The 25,120-nt window shown below is 58.8% G+C and carries 27 protein-coding genes and 2 pseudogenes; 11 read left to right on the forward strand and 18 right to left on the reverse strand.

Annotated elements, in window-relative coordinates; translation table 11 throughout:
* Both HA43_RS16105 and HA43_RS16110 read left to right on the forward strand, forming a co-directional pair.
* Positions 1-2,812: SbcC/MukB-like Walker B domain-containing protein (locus HA43_RS16105; protein ID WP_128083823.1), on the forward strand; the 2,812-nt coding region annotated here is incomplete at its 5' end.
* Positions 2,813-2,915: 103 nt separating this feature from the next.
* The gene (locus HA43_RS16110) at positions 2,916-3,305 is read left to right on the forward strand and encodes a cell envelope integrity TolA C-terminal domain-containing protein (protein WP_082032647.1); all 390 of its coding nucleotides are present in this window, start codon (positions 2,916-2,918) and stop codon (positions 3,303-3,305) included.
* Here the strand turns inward: HA43_RS16110 and mak are convergent.
* Complete coding sequence (gene mak / locus HA43_RS16115; protein WP_039382946.1) at positions 3,300-4,223, reverse strand: fructokinase; 924 nt, start codon at positions 4,221-4,223, stop codon at positions 3,300-3,302. The two genes, HA43_RS16110 and mak, sit on opposite strands and share 6 nt — an antisense overlap.
* Positions 4,224-4,370: 147 nt before the next feature.
* Between mak and rdgC the strand changes: the two genes are divergently transcribed.
* The gene (gene rdgC / locus HA43_RS16120) at positions 4,371-5,282 is read left to right on the forward strand and encodes a recombination-associated protein RdgC (RefSeq protein WP_094112115.1); all 912 of its coding nucleotides are present in this window, start codon (positions 4,371-4,373) and stop codon (positions 5,280-5,282) included.
* Between the two features lie 56 nt (positions 5,283-5,338).
* Here the strand turns inward: rdgC and ppnP are convergent, their stop codons facing one another.
* From ppnP to aroL, 3 genes are all read right to left on the reverse strand, one after another.
* On the reverse strand, positions 5,339-5,623 hold the full coding sequence (gene ppnP / locus HA43_RS16125; RefSeq protein ID WP_039382944.1) for a pyrimidine/purine nucleoside phosphorylase: 285 nt from the start codon (positions 5,621-5,623) through the stop codon (positions 5,339-5,341).
* 143 nt (positions 5,624-5,766) lie between these two features.
* Entirely contained in the window at positions 5,767-5,958 is a 192-nt protein-coding gene (locus HA43_RS16130) for a YaiA family protein (RefSeq protein WP_039382943.1), read from the reverse strand.
* A 111-nt stretch (positions 5,959-6,069) separates the two neighbouring features.
* Entirely contained in the window at positions 6,070-6,594 is a 525-nt protein-coding gene (gene aroL / locus HA43_RS16135) for a shikimate kinase AroL (protein WP_094112116.1), read from the reverse strand.
* Positions 6,595-6,877: 283 nt separating this feature from the next.
* Here aroL and HA43_RS16140 point away from each other — a divergent pair, with 283 nt between their 5' ends.
* Entirely contained in the window at positions 6,878-7,537 is a 660-nt protein-coding gene (locus HA43_RS16140) for a DUF2076 domain-containing protein (RefSeq protein WP_094112117.1), read from the forward strand.
* Here the strand turns inward: HA43_RS16140 and HA43_RS16145 are convergent, their stop codons facing one another.
* Positions 7,538-7,981 carry a YaiI/YqxD family protein gene (locus HA43_RS16145; RefSeq protein WP_039382940.1) on the reverse strand — a complete coding sequence of 148 codons (444 nt, stop codon included), beginning with the start codon at positions 7,979-7,981 and terminating at the stop codon, positions 7,538-7,540.
* A 142-nt stretch (positions 7,982-8,123) separates the two neighbouring features.
* Between HA43_RS16145 and proC the strand changes: the two are divergent.
* Positions 8,124-8,935, forward strand: a pseudogene (gene proC, locus HA43_RS16150) (pyrroline-5-carboxylate reductase).
* Positions 8,936-9,003: 68 nt separating this feature from the next.
* Here proC and HA43_RS16155 read toward each other — a convergent pair.
* From HA43_RS16155 to iraP, 3 genes are all read right to left on the reverse strand, one after another.
* Positions 9,004-10,530 carry an FAD-dependent oxidoreductase gene (locus tag HA43_RS16155; RefSeq protein WP_094112118.1) on the reverse strand — a complete coding sequence of 509 codons (1,527 nt, stop codon included), beginning with the start codon at positions 10,528-10,530 and terminating at the stop codon, positions 9,004-9,006.
* Between the two features lie 134 nt (positions 10,531-10,664).
* Positions 10,665-10,973: a PsiF family protein gene (locus tag HA43_RS16160; protein WP_094112119.1), complete on the reverse strand. Its 309-nt coding sequence runs from the start codon at positions 10,971-10,973 to the stop codon at positions 10,665-10,667.
* A gap of 79 nt (positions 10,974-11,052) precedes the next feature.
* Complete coding sequence (gene iraP, locus HA43_RS16165) at positions 11,053-11,307, reverse strand: anti-adapter protein IraP (protein ID WP_094112120.1); 255 nt, start codon at positions 11,305-11,307, stop codon at positions 11,053-11,055.
* Between the two features lie 254 nt (positions 11,308-11,561).
* Here iraP and HA43_RS16170 point away from each other — a divergent pair.
* Positions 11,562-14,653: pseudogene (locus tag HA43_RS16170) on the forward strand (beta-galactosidase).
* 152 nt (positions 14,654-14,805) lie between these two features.
* Positions 14,806-15,060, forward strand: coding sequence for a biofilm development regulator YmgB/AriR family protein (locus HA43_RS16175; RefSeq protein WP_094112121.1), 255 nt, complete (start codon positions 14,806-14,808; stop codon positions 15,058-15,060).
* 8 nt (positions 15,061-15,068) lie between these two features.
* Here HA43_RS16175 and HA43_RS16180 read toward each other — a convergent pair whose 3' ends face one another.
* Entirely contained in the window at positions 15,069-15,383 is a 315-nt protein-coding gene (locus HA43_RS16180) for a hypothetical protein (protein WP_039385730.1), read from the reverse strand.
* Positions 15,384-15,552: 169 nt separating this feature from the next.
* The gene (locus HA43_RS16185; protein WP_094112122.1) at positions 15,553-15,852 is read right to left on the reverse strand and encodes an I78 family peptidase inhibitor; all 300 of its coding nucleotides are present in this window, start codon (positions 15,850-15,852) and stop codon (positions 15,553-15,555) included.
* A gap of 434 nt (positions 15,853-16,286) precedes the next feature.
* Here HA43_RS16185 and HA43_RS16195 point away from each other — a divergent pair, with 434 nt between their 5' ends.
* A complete protein-coding gene (locus HA43_RS16195) occupies positions 16,287-16,934 on the forward strand; it encodes a CPBP family intramembrane glutamic endopeptidase (protein WP_094112124.1) in 648 nt (215 codons plus the stop codon).
* A gap of 91 nt (positions 16,935-17,025) precedes the next feature.
* The gene (locus HA43_RS16200) at positions 17,026-18,048 is read left to right on the forward strand and encodes a LacI family DNA-binding transcriptional regulator (protein ID WP_094112125.1); all 1,023 of its coding nucleotides are present in this window, start codon (positions 17,026-17,028) and stop codon (positions 18,046-18,048) included.
* On the opposite strand, the gene HA43_RS16205 is transcribed toward HA43_RS16200, so the two are convergent.
* From HA43_RS16205 to HA43_RS16225, 5 genes are all read right to left on the reverse strand, one after another.
* On the reverse strand, positions 18,042-19,481 hold the full coding sequence (locus tag HA43_RS16205) for a glycoside hydrolase family 1 protein (protein ID WP_094112126.1): 1,440 nt from the start codon (positions 19,479-19,481) through the stop codon (positions 18,042-18,044). The two genes, HA43_RS16200 and HA43_RS16205, sit on opposite strands and share 7 nt — an antisense overlap.
* 9 nt (positions 19,482-19,490) lie before the next feature.
* Positions 19,491-19,808: a PTS lactose/cellobiose transporter subunit IIA gene (locus HA43_RS16210; RefSeq protein WP_039382928.1), complete on the reverse strand. Its 318-nt coding sequence runs from the start codon at positions 19,806-19,808 to the stop codon at positions 19,491-19,493.
* Complete coding sequence (locus HA43_RS16215) at positions 19,808-21,124, reverse strand: PTS sugar transporter subunit IIC (protein ID WP_071668605.1); 1,317 nt, start codon at positions 21,122-21,124, stop codon at positions 19,808-19,810. The genes HA43_RS16210 and HA43_RS16215 overlap by 1 nt, the downstream gene beginning before the upstream one ends.
* Positions 21,125-21,212: 88 nt before the next feature.
* Positions 21,213-21,521 carry a PTS sugar transporter subunit IIB gene (locus HA43_RS16220; RefSeq protein WP_094112127.1) on the reverse strand — a complete coding sequence of 103 codons (309 nt, stop codon included), beginning with the start codon at positions 21,519-21,521 and terminating at the stop codon, positions 21,213-21,215.
* 246 nt (positions 21,522-21,767) lie between these two features.
* Positions 21,768-21,950 (reverse strand): hypothetical protein, encoded by a 183-nt coding sequence (locus HA43_RS16225; RefSeq protein WP_039382925.1) that lies wholly within the window; start codon positions 21,948-21,950, stop codon positions 21,768-21,770.
* A gap of 213 nt (positions 21,951-22,163) precedes the next feature.
* On the opposite strand from HA43_RS16225, the gene HA43_RS19030 reads away from it, so the two are divergent.
* Positions 22,164-22,334, forward strand: a complete 171-nt coding sequence (locus HA43_RS19030; RefSeq protein ID WP_166713742.1) for a hypothetical protein — start codon at positions 22,164-22,166, stop codon at positions 22,332-22,334.
* A gap of 111 nt (positions 22,335-22,445) precedes the next feature.
* Complete coding sequence (locus HA43_RS16230) at positions 22,446-22,685, forward strand: hypothetical protein (protein WP_039382924.1); 240 nt, start codon at positions 22,446-22,448, stop codon at positions 22,683-22,685.
* A gap of 64 nt (positions 22,686-22,749) precedes the next feature.
* Here the strand turns inward: HA43_RS16230 and HA43_RS16235 are convergent, their stop codons facing one another.
* From HA43_RS16235 to lldR, 3 genes are all read right to left on the reverse strand, one after another.
* Positions 22,750-23,178: an OsmC family protein gene (locus HA43_RS16235; RefSeq protein WP_094112128.1), complete on the reverse strand. Its 429-nt coding sequence runs from the start codon at positions 23,176-23,178 to the stop codon at positions 22,750-22,752.
* A 60-nt stretch (positions 23,179-23,238) separates the two neighbouring features.
* Positions 23,239-24,429: an FMN-dependent L-lactate dehydrogenase LldD gene (gene lldD, locus HA43_RS16240; protein WP_071668602.1), complete on the reverse strand. Its 1,191-nt coding sequence runs from the start codon at positions 24,427-24,429 to the stop codon at positions 23,239-23,241.
* Positions 24,429-25,120 (reverse strand): transcriptional regulator LldR (gene lldR / locus HA43_RS16245; protein WP_094112129.1); only part of this gene is annotated, 692 nt, incomplete at its 5' end. The genes lldR and lldD, both read right to left, overlap by 1 nt.

The raw sequence follows: 25,120 nt of genomic DNA on the forward strand, positions 1-25,120 counted from the left end.
CGGCAGAGAAGCTGCGCGCGGACTGCAGCTGCGTGAACAGCTGCAGCAGGACAGTGATGCACAGCAGCAGCTGGTCCGGCAGCTACAGGCGCAGCAGCAGCAGGCTGAAACCACGCTGCAGCAGGCGGAACGCGATTATCAGCAGGCGCTGCAGAAGCGCGATGAGGCGGTGGAAGCCGGACAGCAGCTCGAAACGCTGCTGACTGAGCAGGTGCTGCCGCTCGATCAGCAGATAGCGCGCACCGCGCAGCAGCTGAGTGAACAGCAGCAGCAGCTGACGCAGCAGCAGCAGGCGGTCGCCCGCAGTGAACAGGCGCTGCAGCAGCAGCAACAGGTGAGTGAACGCTTACAGCTACAGCTGGCTGAACAGCAGGCGTGGCGCACGCGCGAAGCGGCTACCGCCGGCTGGGGGCCGGAGCTGGCGCGCTGGCAGGCTGATATCGGACACCTTGAGGAGCGTGAACAGGCGGCGACGCAGCTTGCCGGACAGCAGCAGCGGCAGCAGCAGCAGCTGGCGCAGCTACAGCAGACGCTGGCAGCGCGTGAACAGGCGGCTAAGCCATTAGCGCAGGCGGAGACGGAGAGCCGCCAGCAGCGCGAACAGGCTGAGCAGGCGCTGACCTCTCTGGAAAATCAGCAGCGCAGCGCCGATCTGCGCAATGCTCTTGCGCGCTATCAGCAGCAGCGCGCCCCGCGTCAGCAGCTGACGCTGCTGGCCGCGCAGTGGCAATCGCTGCAACCGCAGCGCGTACAGCGGGCTGCCCGGCTGACGCAGCTGCAGCAGAGTTACCTGCAGGGTGAAGAGACACTGCAGAAACTGCGCGACAGCTGGAAGCGCGAGCATCAGGCGCTGCTCGATCTGCGTCGCCTGTGCGAACTGGAACGGACCATTGCCCGGCTCTCTGATGAGCGCGCCAGACTACAGCCTGACGCCCCCTGCCCGCTGTGTGGTTCCTGTCAGCACCCGGCGGTAGCGGACTATCAGCAGCTCCGGCCGGATGAGAATCAGCAGCGGCTTACCGCGCTGGAGACGGCAGTGGCGCAGCTGAAAGAGGCAGGCACGGCACAGGGCGAACAGCAGAAACTCTCTCTGCAGCAGCAGGCGCTGGAAGAGGAGCTGGCTGAACTGGATCGCCAGCTGGCCACCATCGATACCAGGTGGCAGGCGCTGTGCACCCCGCTGGGGCTGCACTTTACGCCGGCGCAGCATGCAGAGTTCACCGCCTGGCAGCAGCAGCTGGAGGCGCAGGAGCTGACGGAGCAACAGCAGCTGCAGGCGCGTGAAGAGGCGGCAGCAGTGCTGCAGCAGGCTAAAGATGCCCATCTGCAGCAGCAGCAGCGGTGGCAGCAGCATCTGCAGGAGCAGCAGCTTGCACAGCAGCAGCGGGAGAGCGCACAGCAGCAGCTGGCCGATCTGGAGCAGCGTTTCAGAGATGAACAGCAGGCGCTGCAGCACGCTGCGGCGCGGCTGACGGAGCAGCTCGCGGCCCATCAGCTTCGCCTGCCGGAACCCGCCGGACGCGCCAGCTGGTTCGCTGCACAGCGGCAGCGCTGGCAGCGCTGGCAAGAGAGTGAGCAGTTACTGACTTCTCTGCAGCCGCAGATTGCCAGAGCGGGGAGCGAGCAGCATAGCCTGCAGCAGACACTGCAGCGTGAACAGCAGCAGCAGGCGAGCCTGCAGCATGCTCTGACGCTGATGCAGCAGCAGCAGCAGGATCTGCAGCAGCAGCGCAGCCAGCTGTTTGGCACGCGCAGCGTAACGGAGGCGCGCCGGCAGCAGCACACGCTACTGCAGCAGCTGGAGCAGGCGCTGGCAGGGGCGCTGCAGCAGTGGCAGCAGGCGCAAAGCGGACTGCACAGCCTGCAGGGTCAGCTGGCGCAGACGTACAGCCAGCAGGCCGCCCTGACGGAGCGCCTGCAGCAGGCGCAACAGCAGTTCAGCCAGGCGCTGCGGCAGAGCGAATTTGCTGATGAAGCAGCACTGCACGCGGCGCTGCTGCCGGAAGAGGTGCTGCTGCCGCTGCGCGCCCGTCTGCAGCAGCTGGAGCAGCAGCGTTTGCAGCAGATTGCTCTTTATGAACAGCTGGAGCAGCGGCTGGCGCAGCATCAGCAGCAGCGTCCCGCTGGCTTCAATGATGAACAGGCTGCCACTCTCAGCCAGCAGCTGGAGACATTACGCCTGGCGCTGCGTGATAACGCGCGCCAGCAGGGAGAAGCGCAGCAGCAGCTGCAGAGTGATGCACACCTGCGTCAGCAGCAGCAGGCGCTGCTGGCAGAGATCGCCGCCGATGAAGCTGAGCTGGTGCAGCTAAGCCGCCTCAACGATCTGATCGGTTCAGCCAAAGGTGACAAGTTCCGCCGGTTTGCGCAGGGGTTAACGCTGGATCATCTGGTCTGGCTGGCGAATCGTCAGCTCGATCGCCTGCATGGTCGCTATCTGCTGCAGCGACGCCTCAGCGATGAGCTGGAGCTTGAGGTGGTGGATACCTGGCAGGCGGACGCAACCCGCGATACCCGGACGCTTTCGGGCGGTGAGAGTTTTCTGGTGAGTCTGGCGCTGGCGCTGGCGCTCTCCGATCTGGTCAGCCACAAAACCCGCATCGAATCTCTGTTCCTTGATGAAGGGTTTGGCACGCTGGATGCTGAGACGCTCGATACCGCACTCGACGCGCTGGATGCGCTTAACGCCAGCGGGAAAACCATCGGCGTGATCAGCCACGTTGAGGCGATGAAAGAGCGTATCCCGGTTCAGATCCGGGTGCGGAAAATGAATGGTCTGGGATACAGCAAGCTGCAGCTGCCGGGGGAGTAACCTGCGACTGATTCTGGTTCTGCAGAGAGTCAGAGGAATGCCATAGCTTTCCGCCCGGCGCGCGGTAGACTCAGCGGCTGGCTCCCGTTTTTCAGGTTGTGTTATGAGAATAAATTTGATCGCCGCCGCAGCCGGTCTGCTGCTGGCAGCGCTGACGCTGACTGGCTGCGCCCGTCCGCCTGCCACGCCGCCAGCCGCCTTAAGCAACCTGTGCGAGCCGGATGTGGCACCGGAAAGCGCCTCCTGCCACTGGACGCGCAGCGTTCAGCATCAGCTTAACCAGCAGTTTCGCGATGCGGCGCACTACGCCGGACAGCAGTGCTGGCTGCGGCTGGAGTGGCAGGCCAGCGGGCGCTTTGCCGTTACCCAGACGCAGGGAGATGAGGCGCTGTGCCTGCGCGCCTGGCAGCTGGTTGGCCAGTCCGCCGCGCTACCGCCGCCGCCCGATCGCACCCAGCCGGCGTGGTTTGGCTTTGCACCGCGTAAGTCATAACGTCGCCTGTCCCTCCAGCGGCCAGAGCCACGCTGCGCCGCGAACGCCGCTGGAATCACCGTGCAGCGCTTTACGCACCGGCGTTTCACACTCTCGGCCAAACACCCAGGGTTGCATCAGGCCGGGCAGCGTCTGGTACAGACGGTCCACATTGCTCATTCCGCCGCCCAGCACAATTACGTCGGGATCGAGCAGATTCACCACCTGCGCCAGCGCTTTCGCCAGCCGCTGTTCGTAGCGGTTCATCGCCTGCTCCGCCAGCGGATCCTGCTGCGCAATCAGCTGCATAATCTCCGCACCGCTGAGCGCCTGCCCGCTTAATCGCTGGTAATCAGTGGCAAAACCGGTTCCGGAGACAAAGGTTTCAATACATCCCCGTAAGCCGCAGTAGCACGGCACCTCCTGCTGAAAGCGCTGCTCATCGGCATCCATCCACGGCAGCGGATTGTGCCCCCACTCGCCGGCGTTGCCATTGAGCCCGATACGCGACACGCCGTTCATGGCGATCCCCGCGCCGGATCCGGTGCCGATGATCACCGCAAACACCAGCGGCTGACCGGCGCCGGCGCCGTCGGTGGCTTCAGAGACCGCCAGACAGTTTGCATCATTGGCAATACGCACCTCCCGGCTCAGCGCCTGCGCCAGATCTTTATCCAGCGGCTGTCCGTTCAGCCAGGTGGAGTTGGCATTTTTAACCCGCTGCGCATAGGGCGAAATCGAGCCGGGAATACCGACCCCGACGCTGCCCCGCTCTCCGGTCTGCGCTTCGGCCAGACGAACCAGATCCGCCATCACGCCGACCGTAGCAGCGTAGTCGTTGCGCGGGGTATTCACGCGATGACGGAACAGCTGCGTGCCGTCATCCGATAAAGCAATAACCTCTGTCTTGGTGCCGCCTAAATCGATACCGATACGCACGGGTTATTCCTCATTATTCACATGGGGTGGAGATACAGTAGAGGGGCGATTCGGGAAAGGCAATGAAACCCGGCGCAGGTTTCGCTATCATGCGCGCTCCCTGTTTGAGACTTGTGCGCCCGATCGCACCCACGGTAAGGAATCCCGATGTTGTGGTTTAAAAATATGATGGTTTATCGTCTGAATCGTGACCTTCCGCTGTCCGCAGACGATCTGGAAAAACAGCTTGATGCATTTACGTTCTCACCGTGCGGAAGTCAGGATATGGCCCAGACCGGCTGGGTATCGCCGATGGGTAACCGCGGGGAAGTGCTGGCCCACGAGGTCAACGGACAGATAGTGATCTGCGCCCGCACCGAGCAGAAAATTCTGCCTTCACCGGTCGTGAAGCAGGCGCTGGATGCCAAAATTGAGAAGCTGGAGGCGGAGCAGAGCCGCAAGCTGAAGAAAACCGAAAAAGATTCGCTGAAAGATGAAGTGCTGCACAGCCTGCTGCCACGCGCTTTCAGCCGTTTCAGCCAGACCTTTATGTGGATCGATACGGTCAATAACCTGATCGCTGTTGACTGCGCCAGCGCCAAAAAAGCGGAAGATACGCTGGCGCTGCTGCGCAAAAGTCTCGGCTCGCTGCCGGTCGTGCCGCTGACCATGGAGAAGCCGATTGAGCTGACGCTGACGGAGTGGGTGCGCGGCGGCGACCTGCCCGCAGGCTACGCCCTGATGGATGAGGCGGAGCTGAAAGCGCTGCTGGAAGATGGCGGCGTGATCCGCTGCAAGAAGCAGGATCTGATCTCCGATGAGATCGCCAACCACATTGAAGCGGGCAAAGTGGTGACCAGACTGGCGCTCGACTGGCAGGAGCGAATTCAGTTTGTGATTGCTGATGATGGTTCAGTAAAGCGCCTGAAATTCAGCGATACGCTGCGTGAACAGAATGATGATATCGATCGCGAGGATTTCGCTCTGCGCTTTGACGCTGACTTTACGCTGATGACCGGCGAACTCGCTGCGCTGATCGCCAGCCTGACCGACGCACTCGGCGGCGAAGCACCACGCTAATCAGGCATAAAAAAAGCTGCAGCCTGAAGGTTGCAGCTCTGTCTCTCTGGCGCCGTTTACAGGTAGCGGCAGAGATAGGAGGTAGGCTCAGCTACCTGCAAATGAAACTCACTGTGGCCAGGGACATTAAATGTGCTGCCCGCCTCATACCACTTCCACTCCGCCTCACCCGGCAGAAGCACTTTCAGTGCGCCGCTCACCACCGTCATCTCTTCCGGCTGGCCGGTGCCAAAGGTGTACTCGCCTTCAGCCATAACGCCTACGCTGGCGCGGCCGATGGTCACGCTGTCGAACCCGATCGATTTCACTTTTCCGTCGAAATAATCACTGACATTGAGCATGCTTTTTCCTCGCAGCACATGAAGGTTATCAGCAGATTACAAGGGAAGCCCTCAGGGTGTCACGCAAATAAATCGCTGCTGGCGCAGCGGCAGGAAAATTCAGGAGAGTGCGGAGAATTCACTGGCGTCCCTGCCAGTGCGGCTTATTCTTTTTCCACATCTTCGTAGCGATCTTTCGCGTCCTGCGCTTCCTGCTCAGATTCATGCTCGCTGATCAGGGAGTTCTCTTTAGGATGATCGGCACGCAGTTCATACCAGGTAACTTTTTTACCTTCGGGCCCTTTTTCGACGGCCACGACACGGGCTTCACGCGGATAGGGTGGTCTGGATGGCATCGTTTTCCCTCTCTTATCAGTGTTCCACACGGCAGTGGCGATCCGCTGCCTGTGACTGAGTATAGACCAGCATGCATTGATGCCAGCAAAGCGGGAGTTTTCTGATAAAAATCAGCTGGCGCGGGCCAGCGCGAGCGAACGTATTATCTGTTCTGCAACCTGCTCTGGCGGCTGCATGGCATCAACCTGATAGTGGGCCGCCTGCTGATAGAGCGGCGCGCGCAGGCGCAGGATCTCATCCATCTCCTCGGCAATTGGCTGGCCGGTAAGCGTGGGCCGCTGCGCGGTTTCAGGCTGCTGCTGCAGCCGGTTCGCCAGCGCTTCCGCCGGTGCGCTGAGCCAGATCGCATGCCCCCGCTCGCGCATAAAGCGGCGGTTCACTTCAGCCAGCACCATCCCGCCGCCGGTGGCTATCACCGCTGCTGGCGTGGTGACGGCGCGCAGCGCCTCAGTTTCGCGCGCGCGGAAGCTCTCCCAGCCTTCACTGGCAACAATTTCAGCCACGCTGCGCTGCGCGGCCTGCTGCAGGTAGTGGTCGGTATCAAAGAAGGTGTAATTCAGCATGCGCGCCAGCACCTGGCCGATAGTGGTTTTGCCGCATCCGCGTGCGCCGATAAGATAGATGGGTAATGACATCCGGGCTTATTCTCCGCCGTGCTCTGCCGCGCCGGCAGGCGATCAGGTCAATAATGCGTCGCATAATATCCGGATTTTATTTCAGCAGCCAGTTTCGAAGCACAAAATACGCGCACTCTGGCGGCTGCTATAATTAGCTCACTGAATTTACAGCGAAAAATCATGCGCATTTTGTGCATTACCCGGGCGGTGTACGCGGGCAACATTTGCTTACCACGTCAGTGATTTACTTTCGCGCCCCCTGCCCGCATATAGATAGCCTTAACGCCAACGGAGGTTCACCATGCAAAATCAGGAACAGCAACTCATTGAAAATCTCTTTAGCCGGTTAAAACAGGCCGGTGAGCAGAGTGGCCCGCGCGATGCGGGCGCGGAACAGCTTATCCGTCAGCATCTGCAGAACCAGCCCGACGCGCCCTACTACATGGCTCAGGCGATTCTGATTCAGGAAGCTGCGCTGAAAAAGCTGAATGCCCGCATCACCGAGCTGGAAAATAACCAGGCACAGCAGCAGGCTCCGCAGCAGAGCGGCGGCTTTCTTTCCGGTTTATTTGGCGGCGGTTCGCGTCAGCAGCAACCGCAGCAGCAGCCTGGCTGGAACAGCCCGCCCCCGCAGTATGCGCAGCAGCCAGCCGCACCGGCCCGCGGCACAGGCTTTCTCGGCGGCGCGCTGCAGACGGCTGTGGGCGTGGCAGGTGGCGTGGTGATGGCGGATATGCTCACCAGCCTGTTTCATCACTCGCAGCCGGAAGAGATCGTGAATATTATCAACGAACCGGCGCTGCCGCAGGTGGATGAGAACCTGGATACGTTCAACGGCAACGACAGCAGCAATGCGTTTCTCAGTGACAACAGCAGCTGGAATGACAACAGCTTTGCCGACAACAGCGATCTGAATGATTTTGACAACGGCGGCTTTGATGATGATGACAGCTTTGTCTGATCAGCGCTGACGCAGCCACTTGTCGAGTTCGTTGGCAAACAGCTGGCGGTCACGCGGGCTCAGCGCCGCCGGGCCGCCGCTCTGAATGCCGCTGGCGCGCATCGTCTCCATAAAATCGCGCATGGTCAGGCGCTGCCGGATGGTATCAGGCGAGTAACGCTCGCCGCGCGGATTCAGCGCGGCAGCCCCTTTTTCCAGCACTTCCGCCGCCAGCGGAATGTCGCCGGTGATCACCAGCTCTCCGGGCTGCACGCGCTTCACAATTTCATTGTCCGCCACGTCAAAACCGGCCGCGACCTGCAGCGTCTTCAGAAAGGGTGAAGGCGGCACGCGCAGCGGCTGGTTAGCGACAAAGGTCACCGTCACTTTTGTCCGTTCGGCAGCGCGGTAAAGTACCTCTTTAATGACCACCGGACAGGCGTCAGCATCGACCCAGATTGACATAATGGTTTCTCTGTAATGAATCACAGGCGCGATCTTGCCGCGCTGGTCAGGAAAGGCAATCGATATTTTGCCGGCACTTGTTATTCACGACCGCTGACGTAAGCTAACCCGCAGCGAAATCAATACGATTAAGGAGAGAGCGATGCTGGAGAAAAAAATCGGCTTTATCGGCTGCGGCAATATGGCCCGGGCGATTATCAGCGGCCTGGTCAACAGCGGGCTTATCGCCCCGGCCAATATTCTGGTATGGGACCGCAAAGCGGAAACTAACCAGCAGATGGCGCAGCAGTACGGGATCAGCGCGGCGGAGAGCGCAGAAGCACTGGCGCGCGAGGCGGATATCCTGTTTGGCGCGGTCAAACCTAATGTGATTCTGAAAGTGCTCAGCGATCTGGCGGGCGTGATGAAGAAGGATGCGCTGGTGGTCTCGATTGCCGCAGGCGTGACGCTGGATTCGCTGGCCGGCGTGCTGGGTCACGATCGCAAAATTGTGCGGGTGATGCCCAATACGCCAGCGCTGGTCAATGAGGGCATGACCTCGGTGACACCTAACGTGCTGGTGGAGCCGCAGGAAGTGGACGATATCGTCGCTATTTTTGAAAGTTTCGGGAAAGCCGCCGTGGTCAATGAGTATCTGATCCACGCGGTTGTGGGCGTCAGCGGCTCTGCTCCGGCATATGTATTTATGTTTATTGAAGCGATGGCCGATGCAGCCGTGCTGGGCGGCATGCCGCGCGCGCAGGCGTATGAGTTTGCCGCGCAGGCAGTGAAAGGTGCCGCGCAGATGGTCATCGAGACGGGCACACATCCTGCTGAGCTGAAAGATCAGTCTGCTCGCCCGGCGGCACGACGATTGAGGCGGTAAAAGCGCTGGAAGAGAATGGTTTTCGCGCGGCGGTGATGAACGCCATGCAGCGCTGCATGGCGAAGTCAGAGGCGCTGAGCAAAGCGTAATCGCAGCCCTCTTCTGCCGGCGATCCGGTCCTCTTTCCTGAACTGAGGACCGGAATTAAGCCGGGCAGTTACGCGGTGTACTGCTCATACAGCGCCACGCCCTGCGCCAGCGTCAGCGGCTGCTGCATCTGTTCGATTAGCGCGGCGGTAAGCGTGTATAATCCGGCCGAGCAGACCGCTGCAATTCTCCCCTGCTGGCAGTAGAACGCAATAAACGTCTGGTCATCCAGCGATCCCAGCAGACGATATTCATCCCACTCTTCGGCATGCCCGAGATATTCGTAACGGGTGCCGTAGTGCGCCGTCCAGAAAAAAGGTACGCGGTCGTACTCAATCTGCTTATCCAGCATATTCAGCGCGGCAATGCGCCCCTGCTGGTGAGCCACGCGATAGTGCTCAATGCGCTGTTCGCCATCAGCGGTGGGATAGGTGGCGATATCGCCGGCGACCCAGACGCTATCTGTTACCCGCAGCTGACGATCGGTCAGCAGGCTGCCATCCTCCTGCAGCGTTAAGTCATGCACAAACCCGGTTGCAGGTCTGACGCCGGTGCCGAGCAGCACCCGCCGCGCGGGCAGCGTTTTGCCTCCTTTCAGGCGTACCGCAGTGACTTCACGCTCTCCCTCCAGCGCCTCCGGCTCACCCTGCTCAAAGATAATGCCGTTGCTGCGGTGCAGCGCATAAAAATGCTCCGCTATCTCTTTGCCAAACTGTTTTACAAACGGCAGACGCTGGCGGGCAACCACGGTGACCTTTACGTCACGACTGCGCAGCGCTCCGGCAACTTCCATACCGATAAAACTGTTGCCGACAATCACCAGCTCCTGCGTTTCATCGACATCTTTCAGCAGCGCCTCAGCCTGATCGCGAGAACGCAGCAGGTGAACACCGGCCAGATCCCGGCCCGGAATATCCGGCGCCTGCGGTACGCCGCCGGTAGCCACCAGCAGCCGATCAAACCTCACCTGCTCTCCGCTCTTCAGCGTTAACGTCTTTGCACGCGCCTGCAGCTGCACCACTTCGTCCTGCAGCAGTGCGACCGGCCCCAGCACATCCTGCTCCAGCAGCGCAGGGACATCCTCAATAGCCATTTTGCCCGACGGCACAAACTTGCTGAGCGCGGTACGGTCATACGGGGCCGTGGCCTCCCGCTCGATGCGAATAATCTGTCCGCTGAATCCCTCATCGCGCAGCGTCCAGATCGCCGCGGCGCCCGCCGCTCCGCTGCCGAGAATGACATAGACTGGCGCGCGCTCTGCCGCAGCGGGTGCGGATGCCTCAGAAAGCGGCTGCTCACTGACCAGCACCTTGCCCTGCTCGATCCGCACCGGATAACGCGTCAGGTTGGCCAGCGCCAGCGGTTCACACATTTTGCCATCCTGCAGCTGAAATACCGCTTTGTGCCACGGGCAGATCAGTTTGCCGTCACAGACGGCCCCTTCCGCCAGCGGCGCGCCGGCGTGCGGGCATTTGGCCTGAAACGCCTGCACCTGATCGCCATCGCGGATCAAAATAATGTCGGTCTCGCCCACGCTGAACGGCACGGGCTGCTGCTGCGCCAGCGCGTTAAGCTCTGTGATAGATTGATAGCTCACACCTTGCTCCTTTATTATTTTCGGATGCGGGATGACAAACCCCTGCAAAGAGTAAGTGTGGCAAAGCGTGGGAAACTGGCAGGAAAAATAAAGCAAGCGGCAGCTAAGTCATTAATCAGATGCCGCTTTTATCATCAGGCGCTTTTTTTCAGGCAGGTGCTCATAAAGGTTTTGCGCGCATCGCCCGAGAGATCTTTTTCCCCGGCTGCACTGTTGCAGCTTTTCATTTTCAGCTGCTGCGGCGTCATATTGCCGAGCTTGCTCTCTTTTTTCAGGCAGTCGCTCATAAACGTTTTGCGCTCATCGCCTTTCAGATTTTGCGTGGCGGCGAGCTGATTACAGCGCGCCATCTTCTCCTGCTGCGGCGTTTTTTCTGCAGCGCTGGCGCTGCCGACGGTAAACAGCAGCGCAGCGCCAGTCAGAATCAGTAACGAATTTTTCATTGCCGGGATCTCCGTGTAGGGGGGCTTTATCAGTCTGGCACGAAAATCAGTAAAACAGCGGCAAATCGCTTACGCGCGCTTACTGGCGAGGGTATTTGAGTAATTTTTCGATGTAATTTCGCAGCAGCACCGCATCAGCGCTCTCAGCAACCGGCGCGGCGGGCGGCATCGCGTTTTTAATCGCGCTGGCGATTTGATGGTGCTGTTCCGCATCCAGCTGGCGCAGCATGGCAGTCAGTACTATCTCCAGCGCCTCGATCTGTACCACCAGATCTTTGGACGCCTCTTCTTTCTCCGCCAGCCTGAGCAGGAGTTCTGCAATCAGATTTTTCATGCAATGAACTCGATAAGGAAAGGAGTGCTGACGTTAGCACTGAGCAGAAGAAAACAACAAGCGCTTTTCCTCACTTTTGTGAATAAATAAGCCTTAAAAAAGCGTAACAATTCAACATCTAATGGCGAAACGTTTTGCTGCTGCAGGCAGCCTGCTGCAGATCCTGCTTTTTTGTCACGGTTTCAGCAAAGACCGCTTTACAGCTGATGCTATTTCCATCAATGTGAGCGCATTACAATTTCAGAGATATCATCATGACTTCTGCGCTCTCCTTAGCGGCTATTCTGGCGCGTCGCGACTGGGAAAATCCGGTTATCACCAGCCTGCACCGTCTCGATACCCATCCGCCCTTTGCCAGCTGGCGCGATGAACAGGCCGCCCGCGAGGATCGCCCGTCGCCTTCCCTGCAGTCGCTGAACGGTGAGTGGCAGTTCAGCTATTTTACCCAGCCTGAAGCGGTGCCAGAGAGCTGGCTGCAGCAGGATCTGCCGGATGCTACGGCGCTTCCGGTACCGGCTAACTGGCAGCTGTACGGTTATGATGCGCCAGTTTATACCAATGTGCAGTACCCTATTCCGGTTAATCCGCCGTTTGTGCCGCAGGCAACCCTACCGGATGCTATTCGCTCACATTTACCGTTGATGATCGGTGGCTACAGCGGGGCCAGACGCGCATTATTTTTGACGGTGTTAATTCGGCCTGCTTTGTGTGGTGTAACGGACACTGGCTTGGCTACTCTCAGGACAGCCGTTTGCCGGCGGAATTTGACCTTAGCGCCGCGCTGCAGGCAGGCGAAAATCGCCTGGCCGTGATGGTGCTGCGCTGGTGTGACGGCAGCTATCTGGAAGATCAGGATATGTGGCGCATGAGCGGCATTTTCCGCGATGTGACGCTGCTGCATAAACCGGACGTCCGCTTCGCGGATATCCAGCTTGAAACCGTGCTCAGCCCGGAGTATTCGCAGGGTGACTTGCGCGTCAGCGTCAAGCTTGATGCCAGCCAGACCGCGCTGGCAGGCTGCCGTATTCGCGTCTCTTTGTGGCTGGGCGATACCTGCATCGGCACGCAGGAGCAGGCGCCCGGCAGCGCCATTATTGATGAGCGCGGACGCTATCCGGAGCGGGCCACGCTGCGGCTGCCGGTGAGTCAGCCACGGCTCTGGAGCGCGGAGACGCCCCACCTTTACCGCGCGGTGGTCACACTGCTGGATGCGCAGCAGCAGGTACTGGAAGCGGAAGCGTATGATGTCGGGTTCCGGCGCGTCAGCATTGAGCAGGGCCAGCTCTGCCTGAATGGCCAGCCGCTGCTGATCCGCGGCGTTAACCGCCATGAACACCATCCGGAACGCGGTCAGGTAGTGGATGAGGCCAGCATGCGCCGCGATATCGTGCTGATGAAGCGGCATAACTTCAATGCGGTGCGCTGCGCCCACTATCCTAACCATCCGCTCTGGTATCGCCTGTGCGATCGCTACGGTCTCTATGTGGTGGATGAGGCAAATATTGAAACGCACGGTATGCAGCCGATGAACCGGCTCTCTGACGATCCGCGCTGGTTTGCCGCCTTCAGCGAGCGGGTTACGCGTATGGTACAGCGCGACCGCAACCACGCTTGCATTATTATCTGGTCGCTGGGCAATGAATCCGGACATGGCAGCACGCATGACGCCCTCTACCGCTGGGTTAAAAGCAGCGACACAACGCGTCCGGTGCAGTATGAGGGAGGCGGCGCAGACAGCAATGCAACCGATATTATCTGCCCGATGTATGCGCGGGTCGATCAGGATCAACCCTTCCCGGCCGTGCCCAAGTGGTCGCTGAAAAAGTGGATTGGCCTGCCGGGTGAACAGCGCCCGCTGATCCTGTGTGAATATGCGCACGCAATGGGGAACAGCTTTGGCGGCTTTGCCAGATACTGGCAGGCGTTCCGTGAGTTTCCGCGTCTGCAGGGCGGCTTTGTCTGGGACTGGGCCGATCAGAGCCTGACGCGCTACGACAGCAGCGGTAATGCCTGGCAGGCGTACGGCGGCGATTTTGGCGACACCCCTAACGATCGTCAGTTCTGCATGAATGGCCTGGTCTATGCTGACCGCTCGCCGCACCCCGCCCTGTTTGAGGCGCAGCGCGCGCAGCAGTTTTTCCGCTTTGACCACGACGCCACGCAGCCGGGCCGCATCACCGTTACCAGTGAATATCTGTTCCGGCACAGCGACAACGAGCAGCTGCGCTGGTGCATTGAGCAGGACGGCGTGCCAGTCGCGACCGGCACGGTGCCGCTCGATATTGCGCCGCAGGGCAGTCAGCAGATTGAGATTGCGCTGCCGTCAGGCCTGCAGGGTGCCGCGTGGCTGAATGTTGCGGTGCATCAGCCGGACGCTACCGCCTGGTCCGACGCTGACGCCCGCGTGGCGTGGGATCAGTGGCAGCTGCCTGCCGCGCTGCCGCTGCGCCTGCCGGCGATTGGCGACAGTGCGCCGCAGCTGCTTATGCAGCCGGAGGAGATTGAAGTGGCGATCGCGCAGCAGCGCTGGCGCTTCTCGCGCCTCAGCGGTGAGCTGACCGCGTGGCTGGTGGGTGAGCAGCAGACCCTGCTGACGCCGCTGCAGCCCTGCTTTGTCCGCGCGCCGATTGACAACGATATCGGCACCAGTGAAGCAGCCAGCGTGGATCCCAACGCCTGGGTCGAGCGCTGGCGGCGCGCCGGCTACGAAGAGCTTGAACCGGTGCTGCTGGCGATGCAGGCCGACAGCCTGGCGCACGGGGTACAGATTGAAAGCTGGCATCAGTGGCGCGTGCAGGAGCAGGTCTGCTTTACCACGCACCAGCGCTACTTTATCAGCGCCCGCGGTGAGGTTACGCTTTCCCTGACGGTGGAGCAGGCCGCCGGATTACCGCCGCCGGCGCGTATCGGCTGGCGCTGCCAGCTGGCGCGCTCGCCGGAGCAGGTCAGCTGGCTGGGTCTGGGTCCTCACGAAAACTATCCGGATCGCCAGCTGGCAGCGCAGTTCTCCCGCTGGCAGCTGCCGCTTGCCGATCTTACCACCGACTATGTTTTCCCCGGTGAAAACGGCTTGCGCTGCGGTACCCGGCAGCTCGACAGCGGCAGCTGGCAAATCAGCGGTGATTTCGCCTTTTCACTCAGTCGCTACAGTCTTGAGCAGCTGCGCGATACGTCACATCGTCATCTGCTGCAACCGGAAACAGGCTGCTGGCTGCATCTTGATGGTTTTCATATGGGAGTTGGCGGCGATGACTCCTGGAGCCCGAGCGTCAGCCCGGAATTCCTGCTGACGCAGCAGCGCTGGCAGATGACGCTGACGCTGCATCAGGACGATCGGCAAATGTGAAAAAATATGACGAAACGTTGCTGACAAGCTTAAGGCGCGCAACTATGTTTAAAAAACAACCAGACGCGCGGCCACGTTTGCGGGCATGCCGTTCAGGTTCTGTTGCTGCCGCCCTCTGGCGGCACGCCGTGTTGTCTCTGCGGAGGTCAGCCATGAGAACCTATCCTGACAGCGCCAGTCGGGCGATTACCGACTATTTCAACACGCCTGCCTGGCACCTGCCGCATGAGAGCGATCTGCTGGCAGCTATTATGCGGGAACTGATGGCCGAGGGGCAGCCTGCGACCAGTAAAGCGGTTGTTGCGCGGGTCATTGAGAAGCTGGAGTTTGAGGGCGATGAGCAGCGTCTGCAGAGCTACCGGACGCTGCTGGCGCAGCTACTGGGCAGCAGCGAGCCGGGCGCCTGAGGGATGATTTATTTTGCGACCCGCAGCTGATCGGCTTCGCTGACGACGGCTTTACCGCTCTGACGATGGTAGAGGCAGAGTTCACGTCCGGTGCGGTTTTTCATGTGCTTTTGCGGATAGCGTCCCTGCAGCAGCAGCGCGTCATAACCGGTGCGGTCGTCAAACTGCACCGGCTTACCCACAATTTTCGCCTGCGCCAGCGTACTGGCCAGCAGGCACGCCTGACGGCTCTGCTGCTCATTTTCCTGCCAGGCAGCTTCGCCGGATGCATGCGCCAGCGGAGCCAGCAGCGTTAACAGCAGAAAGCCTGAAAATCTTTTCATCATTACCTCTTGTTGCAGTAGCGCGTTCGCCGGTTAAAAAAATTCCCGCCGCAGCGGGAAGAAACAAGACGAACAGTGCATGTCTGAGATGACGAGGCGATCTCTGTTTGTCAGAGTATCCTCGCCGCCGGGCATGACAACCCGATGACAGTCGCGTGTCCGTCTGGTGTCAGCCGCAGTAGACGCGGGTGATATTGCCCTCTTTATCGCCCATAAAATTGAGCCGGTGCAGATTAAAGTCCATGGTGACGGCACCGTTCCAGGGGATCGCGCGTACCGGACCCGCAAATTTCTGACTGCCGATCGCTGTCAGTGGCTGGCCAATAAAGTTCTGATACTGCGATGCGCGACACTGGTCGGTTTCCGGATCCACGCTGGCCGCAGCCTGGGTACTGGTTTTGCCGGCAGACTGACAGGCGCTTAAGGCCATGGCAGCGGTTAGCAACAGGATTTTTCCACAATGCGTCACAACTCTCTCCTTCTGAACAGATAACTACGTCGCCTCTGAGAGTAGCAAAGCGCGGCGTCTAAACGAACGCTACCGGCCGAAAAAAATGCCCGTTTACACGCCGGAAACGGCTATTTTCTGCGGCCAGTTTAGGATTAATCGCACTAAATGACTCACTTTTGCCCAGAAAAAAACTATCATTTCTAAGAATCATCTGAGGAGGCTTACTATGGAACTCATGATTTTTATCGGCTGCGTTATTCTGATGACCTTCGTGGCCGTTCGCGTTCGTTAACGCGCTGACCGGTGACCGCCAGGCACGCCCGTCGGGTATCTGCCCGCCGTGCCTGGTTTTTATTGTAAAGCTCAGGTGGTACTGAAATCTGAGATCGCGCACCTCGACAGCACTCAGCGCCATTGCTACTATGCCATTCCCCCTGCCCGCTGAGTCGCCTATGGATACTCAATCCGACAAAGTCACCTTAACCCTGTTTTATGCGGGCTGCTTTGTTGTCTATTACCTCGTAACGATGCTGATCACGCTCTTTCCCAACTATAGTGCGTTGCGGAATGATGGCCTGCTGGTGCCGGTTCTCTGCCTGTTTGAGTTCGCCGTGATCTATCCACTCTACCGCTTTTATTGTCAGCGGCGCAGCGATATTCCGCTGGGTGCCCTGCGCCCTCTGCAGACGCTGCTGTTTATTGGAGCCCTGTTTCTGCTGATGGTGGCTCAGACGCAGTTTTTACAGCCGGAGGGCTGGCTGATTGAGCAGAGCCAGCAGGGGCGCAACTCCATGCTGATTTTGCTGCTGACGGCAGTACTGCTGGCGCCGGTATTTGAAGAAGTGCTGTTTCGCGGCTTCCTGCTGCAGGCGTTTCTGATCTGGGCACCCCGCAGCCGCTTCGCCTGCATGCTGCTGACGTCGCTGCTGTTTGCGGCGCTGCACACGCAATATGTGCACTGGGAAACGCTGGTGGCGCTGACGCTCTTTTCGCTGCTGCTCTGCTATGCGCGCCTGCGCAGTAATAACCTCGCCCTGCCTATCTTTCTGCATACGCTGAATAATCTGATTGCGATCCTGCCCGCCTGGTTCTTTGCCTGATCGGCTTCACTGTTTACCTGGGCACTCCTCTGCCGCCGCGCATTTTCAGTTACTATCACGCTTACACGTGAAGGGATGATGGGACGGAAAAATGATTACAATGCTGGATGTGGCCCGGAAGGCTGGCGTCTCTAAAGCCACCGTATCGCGCGTGCTGGCGGGTACGCGCTACGTCAGTAAAGCGACGCAGCAGAAAGTGTTTCAGGCGATCGAAGAGACCGGCTATCGCCCTAACCTGCTGGCACGCAGTCTGGCAACGCAGAAGTCACAGAATATTGGTCTGATTGTCACCCACTCCCTGTTCAACGGCCCCTATTTCAGCGAGCTGCTTTATCAGACTGCCACCCTGACCAATAACTACGGGCGCCAGCTGATCCTGGCGGACGGTAAAACCAGCGCCGACGATGAACGGGCGGCAATTGAATTTCTGCTCGATCTGCGCTGTGACGCGATCATTATCTATCCGCGCTTTCTGGATACGGCCGCGCTGGAAGCGCTGATTAAGCAGCACGCCATTCCGATTATGGTGGTGAACCGGCAGCTGACACAGCATGCAGAACACTGCGTCTGGGCCACACATCAGCAGAATACCTTTGATGCCGTACGGTATCTGATCCAGCGCGGGCATCAGGATATCGCGTTTATTACTGGCCTGCCGGGCTCGCCCACCGCTGCCGCACGGCTGGCGGGCTATCAGCAGGCGCTGGCTGCTCATCAGCTGCCCTTTGAGCCTGCCCGGGTCATCCAGGGCGCATGGACCTCGCTCAGCGGTCAGCTGGCCACACAGCAGCTGCTGGCGTCGCAGATCGCGTTCAGCGCGCTGATGGCGAGTAATGACGATATGGCGATGGGCGCGGCACTGGCGCTGCACGAGGCTGGAAAACGGCTGCCGCAGGATGTCTCTCTGGTGGGTTTCGATGACATTAATATGGCCGCCTTTTTTCTGCCGCCGCTGACCACGGTACATGTGCCGGTTGCTGAAATGATCCAGCACACGCTGGCGCAGCTGGTCGCCATGCTGGAGGGCAAGCCGGTTAGCGTGTTACCGCCCTTTAGCGGGCGGCTGATTGAACGCGCGTCGGTTGCTGACGGACCCGCGCGGCGCGATCAGTAGCTGACCGCGTCGTCGAGCGTAGCGCCGTTGCTGGCAATAAGCTGCTGATACCAGAAAAAGCTCTTTTTACGATAGCGCGCCAGATCTTTCAGGTCATGTTCATCGCGGTTTACATAGATAAAGCCGTAGCGTTTACCGATCCCCTGATGGGTACTGACCAGATCGATCGCTGACCAGGGACAGTAGCCAAACAGCACCACGCCATCCGCAATCGCCAGCCGCAGCTGCCGCAGATGATCGCGCAGATAGGCGATACGATAATCGTCATGTACTTTGTTGCCCGCTTCCAGCGTATCAAAGGCGCCCAGGCCATTTTCCGTGACAATCAGCGGCAGCGCATAGCGCGCGTAGATCTCACGGGCGGTGATGCGAAAGCCGACCGGATCGATATACCAGCCAAACTGATTCTGCGACAGATGCGGATTATTGCAGCCGACATACACCGTGCTGTCGATGCCCGCCATCTGCTGATCCGCTTTCTGCTTACTGTTGAGTTCACCGCGTGCCGCATCCGGCAGGTCAGCGCTGACGGTAGCGGAGGCGTAGTAGTTAAACGCGATAAAATCGGGTTTGCCCGCTGCAATGATCGCCATATCATCCGCCGCAATCTCCGGCAGCCAGCCACGCTGCTGTAAAAAGGCCCACACCACCGCGTTGTAACGTCCGTGTACCGCAAGATCGAGATAGAGCCAGTTACGAATGGCTGAAAAATTATCGGCGGCCAGCACATCTTCCGGCCGTGAGCTGGCGGCGTAAACGCAGGAGATATTCGGTGCCGGGCCGATTTTTGCACCCGGCAGACGCTGATGACAGGCGATCATCGCCTGCGCCTGCGCCAGCATCATATGGTGATTCTGCTGATAGAGGCTGCGCTGCACATCTTCTGTGCCCTCTGCCAGCGTGCCGATGACCTCGCCCTTGAGGATCATCATGTTCTGCTCATTGATGGTCAGCCAGTATTTTACCTGCTTGCCATAGTGTTCAAAGCAGGTGACGGCAAAGCGCTCAAACGCTGCGACAGTGCGCCGGTTTGACCAGCCGCCCGCCTGCTGCAGCGCCCACGGCAGATCAAAATGGTAGAGCGTGACCAGCGGTTCAATGCCGTGCCGGCAGATTTCATCAATCAGCTGCTGGTAAAACGCCACGCCAGCCGGATTAAGCTCGCCGTCGCCGTCAGGGTAAAGACGACTCCAGGCAATCGAAAACCGGTAGGTTTTCAATCCCATTTCGGCCAGCAGCGCAATATCCTCTTTAAAGCGGTGATAGTGATCGCTGCAGACGGTAAAGTCAGTGACGTTATCGCTGAAGCGCGCGTGGTCGATGACTGACGGTCCTTTGCCATCCGTATTCCATGCGCCCTCAACCTGATACGCCGACGTTGATGCGCCCCAGAGAAATCCATCCGGAAACGCACCGGGATTATGATGCTGCATAGCTGCTCCTTACTGTTGCGCCGCCAGTTCACGACGCAGCTGAATGATCTCTTCCGCCAGTTCGCGACAGAGCATGGCGTTCATCAGATGATCCTGGGCATGTACCATAATTAAATTGACCGGAATTTTGCCGCAGCCCTCATCAGCACCAATCAGTTCGGTCTGGATACGATGCGCCGCTTTTGCCGCCTGCGTGGCGGCCGTGAGCTGTGCGTCCGCTTCACTCCACGCCTGATTACGCGCCGCACGCAGCGCCTGCATGGCGCAGGAGCGCGCCTCTCCCGCCTGAATGATCAGCTCCATTACCGTGGTTTCATCAATTTCCATCATGACTCCTTAGCCAGTTGTGCCGCTGCGGCCTGCTCCTGCTCCTGTTGCAGCAGCTGGCGCTCATACATTTTGAAAAACGGGTAGTAGATAAGCGTGGCAATCGCCACCAGCACGGCGATCAGCACGATCACGCGCCAGTCCCAGCCGGTTGACCAGGCGGCACCAATCGGAGCGGGCGTGGTCCACGGCGCCAGCGACACAACGTGATTAATCAGGTTAGTTTTGGTGGCGGTCCAGGCGATCACGGCGTTAACCAGCGGCGCAAGCAGAAACGGAATAAACAGGATGGGATTCATCACCACCGGTGAGCCAAATATCACCGGCTCATTGATGTTAAACATGCTGGGCACAATACTCAGTTTGCCAATTGAACGCAGGTGCGCTGAACGGCTGCGCAGATAAAGCAGCACCAGTCCCATGGTGGAACCGGAGCCGCCTATCACAATAAAAAACTGCCAGAAGGGTTCAATAAACACGTGCATGACCGGCTCTCCGGCGTTCAGCGCCTGCTGATTCAGCCCGAGATTGGTCAGCCAGAACGCCTGCAGAATGCCCCCGACGATCACCGCACCATGAATGCCGGCAAACCACAGCATATGGCACAAAAGCACCGCAATCAGTACCGCGGGCAGTGAATCAGATGCGGAGATGACCGGCGCGAAGATGGCCATAATCGCCTGTGGCAGCAGCATGCCAAACTGCGCCTGCACCCACAGGCTGAGCGGAAATAGCGTGAGAAAAATGGCGACAATCGGGATCAGCAGATCGAACGACTGGCGGATTTTTGGCGGAACCTGCTCTGGCAGCTTAAAGCCAATATGGTGTTTCTGCAGGAAATGCATCATTTCTGTGGCAAACAACGCCACCAGAATCGCCGTGAAGATCCCTTCACCACCCAGCGAGCCTACCGGCAGCATCTTATCGCTCTGGGGAGCTGCCACCACCAGAAAAGCCATCAGCGACAGGCTGGCCGCCATAAAACCGTTCATTTTGTAGCTGGTGGCAAGGTTATAGGCGATAGCGCTGGCGATGTAGAGCGCCATAATACCCATCGTCATGTTGTAGGGCATCATGATCTGCGCTTCATGCGCCTGCACCATACCCAGCCACCATTGTGCGAAGGCCCATGAACTGTCGGCAGAGAATGGCGGATGGGCAAACAGCAGCATAAACGAGCCGACAATCAGAAACGGCATAGAAGCGATGAAACCATCGCGAATTGCGATGACGTGACGCTGGCTGGAGAGGCGTCCGGCGAATGGGCTGATGCGGTTTTCAATGACGCCAAATAAAGATTCACTGATGCTGCTCATGGGCAAGCTCCTTGCAACAGGCAACAAGAGAATTAACCTGCGCAGCAGTTGCGCAGGCGGAAGAATTATTTAAGTGCGGGCGTTATTTTCAGGGGTGAATCAGTTTTAATGAATCTGCTAATATTTTTTCGCCGTTCATCATGCCGTAATCCATGCTATTTATAACGGCAATAGGCTTATTAAGCTGCTGGGCTATCGGGGCGAAATCAGCCAGTTTATATTTGATTTGCGGACCAAGCAGGCAGCAATCAACGCCCTGAATTTCTTCGTTAAACTCCTCTATTCCGACCGCTTTTATCTCAACATCAACACCCTGCTCTTTTGCCGCTTTTTCCATTTTCTGTACCACCATGCTGGTGGACATTCCGGCGGCACAGCACAGTAAAATCTTTGGCATGTTCGTTTCCTTTGAATGGTGTTTAATTAACGAATACACAGCCAGAAGATTTTCTGCAACCGGTTTCAGATCTGGATACAGAAAGTGTGAGAAATATCAAAACTCAATCCGGATAAATTAACTGGCAAAGAAATAGTGCAGGATGGTGATTATATTGTGGCAGGGGCATAATCATCTGAAACCGCCGCCTGGCCGTCGCCGCAGCATCGGTTAGCTGCAGCAGAACGTGCCGGACGGCTAGCGCTGTCAGGAGATAGCAGAATCTTTATGTTTATCCGCTTCAAAGTGACTCTTGAACTGCTCATAAATGGAGATCATATTTGACGCATCGCCATGCAGAGGGCTTAATTTTCCGGCACGGACCAGCTCGATAACCAGCTGCAGTGCAGCCTGTTTTGGACTGCTGGCAGGATGGGCAATATCAGACATGCTTTTCTCACTCGTTTAATAGGGGTCAGCTGCACAGTTTAGCCTGGATTGTGCCGGGTTTGGATGCGCAGCGCGCTGCTGGCAGACCGTTCGGATAAAAAAGCCGCTCAGGGTGTTCATTGACCTGTGAGGCAATTGTCTATACTGGATCAAAAAAGGGAACACACAGCCACACATTCCGTACCAGCGCGAAGGTGTTAAAGGAGCCCGGTTATGCTGATTGGTTTTGTTTTATTAGTGAGTGCCTGCGGGCACGATGCCTGTGACGCGTTGCCGGTATCAGAGCGTATTTATCCGACAAAAACGGCCTGTGAAACCATGGCCAATCGTATCTACAAAGTCCGTCCTAACGTGGTCTTGCTGTGCGGCGAGGTTCATCGCTGAATTGAGGCCAGGATTTACTGCTTTGCTCACATTTTAGCCAGTCGCCATTGCAAGCGCTGGCAATAAGGTTCAAAATATAAGCTGTTTTACACTATCATCGTTGTGAATCCCATGAAGAAATCGCGCCCCCGCCGTCCTGCCGGACGCTGGGTTTATTACATTTTGTATGACGGTATCCTCTGGCCCTGCCCGGTGCGCTGGGAGTGGGAAAATGGCTTCGATGGCTGGCTTCCCTTCTACTATTCACCCACGTTTGAGTTTGTGGCGGGCGATCCGCGCAAGGCGTATCGTATTGCGCGCAGCAGCCTGCGTAACGTGCGTGAAGCGCTGCATGATGCGGAGTATGCCTGAGTGCAGAAACAATGATGCGCCCGCAGGCGCATCGTTAAAACATTGACCGTTGCGCGGTGCGCAATCAGTTATTCAGCGTGTAATCCAGCGTGATTTCCGCATTCAGCAGCTGCGATACCGGGCAGCCCGCTTTCGCTTTCTGAATAATCTCGTCAAAGGCATCTTTATCCACGCCCGGCAGCGACACCGTGCTGGTCAGTGCCACTTTAGTAATGGCAAAGCCTTCGCCTTTTTTGTCCAGCGAGACATCGGCGGTGGTATCGATGCTCTCCGGCTTATGGCCGGCATTGCCCAGCATCAGCGACAGCGCCATGGAGAAACAGGCAGCGTGTGCGGCACCAATCAGCTCTTCCGGGTTGGTCCCTTTCCCGCCTTCAAAGCGCGTATTAAAACCATACGGCTGCTGACTCAGTACGCCACTCTCTGTGCTGACGGTACCTTTACCTTTGATGTCACCTTCCCAATGGGCCGATCCTTTCTTGTGAATGGTCATGTCATTCCTCCTGTTAGTGGACAGCACTGAGTATAGACAACCCGCTCTGTTTTGCCTGGCTCAGCGCACCGCGCGCGGGCGCGCGGGCTGTAAACCCGCCTCGCTCAGCAGGGCGTTAGCCTGTACCAGCGAATCCTGTGTGATATCCGCGATCGATTTTGCGCCGGTCAGCGTCATCGCGACACGCATCTCTTTTTCAATCAGCGTCAGCAGATTCTCTACGCCGCGCTGGCCGTGTGTGGCGAGCGCATAGATAAAGGCGCGTCCCAGCAGCACGCTGTCGGCACCCAGCGCCAGCATGCGCACCACATCCAGACCGCTGCGAATGCCGCTGTCTGCCAGAATGGTGATATCGCCTTTAACCGCATCGGCGATGGCCGGCAGCGCACGCGCTGACGAGAGCACGCCATCGAGCTGACGTCCGCCGTGGTTGGAGACCACGATGCCATCAGCGCCAAAGCGCACCGCATCGCGCGCATCCTCCGCATCCAGGATGCCTTTAATCACCATCGGTCCCTCCCAGAAATCGCGGATCCACTCCAGATCCTGCCAGGAGATCGAGGGATCGAAGTTGTTAGCCAGCCAGCCAATGTAATCCTCCAGGCCGGTGGGTTTGCCGAGATAAGCTGAAATGTTGCCCAGATCGTGAGGCCGGCCGTGCAGCCCGACGTCCCACGCCCACTGCGGGTGGGTGGCTGCCTGCCAGTAGCGGCGCAGCGCAGCGTGCGGCCCGCTCATGCCGGAGTGCGCATCGCGATAGCGCGCCCCCGGCGTGGGCATATCGACCGTAAACACCAGCGTGGTGCAGCCGGCTGCTTTGGCGCGCTCCAGCGCGTTACGCATAAATCCGCGATCGCGCAGCACATAGAGCTGAAACCACATCGGCCGGTTGATGGCTGGCGCCACCTCTTCGATAGGACAGAGCGAGACGGTAGAGAGCGTAAAGGGGATCCCCTTCTGTGCCGCTGCCCGCGCCGCCTGCACCTCCCCCCGGCGCGCATACATGCCGCATAACCCCACCGGCGCCAGCGCCACCGGCATCGCCAGCGTCTCATTAAACAGCCGGGTTTCCAGACTCAGCGCGGACATATTTTTCAGCACCCGCTGACGCAGCGCGACGTCTGAAAGGTCAGCCACGTTGCGCCGCAGCGTATGCTCAGCATAGGCACCGCCATCCAGATAGTGAAACAGGAACGGAGGCAAAATGCGCTGCGCTGCGGCGCGATAGTCACTGGCAGCAGAGATAATCATCAGGTGTTCTCCTTACGGGTCGCTGCCGTTTCGCCCGGCAGGCGGGTGATGCGCGCCTGACGCGCTTCATCTTCATGCAGCGTTTTCATCGTGGTATGGACAAAGCCGAGGTGATCCATCGCCGCCTGACGCGCGGCGGCGGCATCGCCTGCCATCACCGCATCAAACATTGCCTGATGCTGCTCATTAAGGCGGTTAAAAATCACCGGCTGGGTATACATGCGCTGACGGCTGTGCAGTACCGATGACTGCAGCAAATCGAAAAAGCCGCGCATGGTCTGCAGTAAGACCAGATTGTGTGAAGCCTCTGCGATGGCGAGATGAAAACGCAGATCGGCCTGCGCGGCGAGATCGGGATCGCCGCAGTCGTTCAGCCGCAGCAGCGCATCAAAGGCGTAGCGCAGTTTTTCTTTATCCGCTTCCGTTGCGCGCAGCGCGGCGTGCCAGGCGGTGCTGGCCTCAATGGCGTGGCGCGCCTCCAGAATATCCCAGCGGTAGTCGGGATCGGCCGCCAGCAGCTGACGCATCGGCTCGACGATACGCTGTTCTGACCAGGGTTCCGGCGGCTGACACAGCCAGGTGCCGCCGCCGCGTTTGCTGATCAGTACGCCGCTGTTAATCAGCTGCTGAATCGCCTCGCGCAGGGAGGAGCGCGAGACGCCCAGCAGCGCCGCCAGCTGGCGCTCGCCCG

The sequence above is a fragment of the Pantoea eucrina genome (genome assembly GCF_002095385.1).
GTDB classification, from domain to species: Bacteria; Pseudomonadota; Gammaproteobacteria; order Enterobacterales; family Enterobacteriaceae; genus Pantoea; species Pantoea eucrina.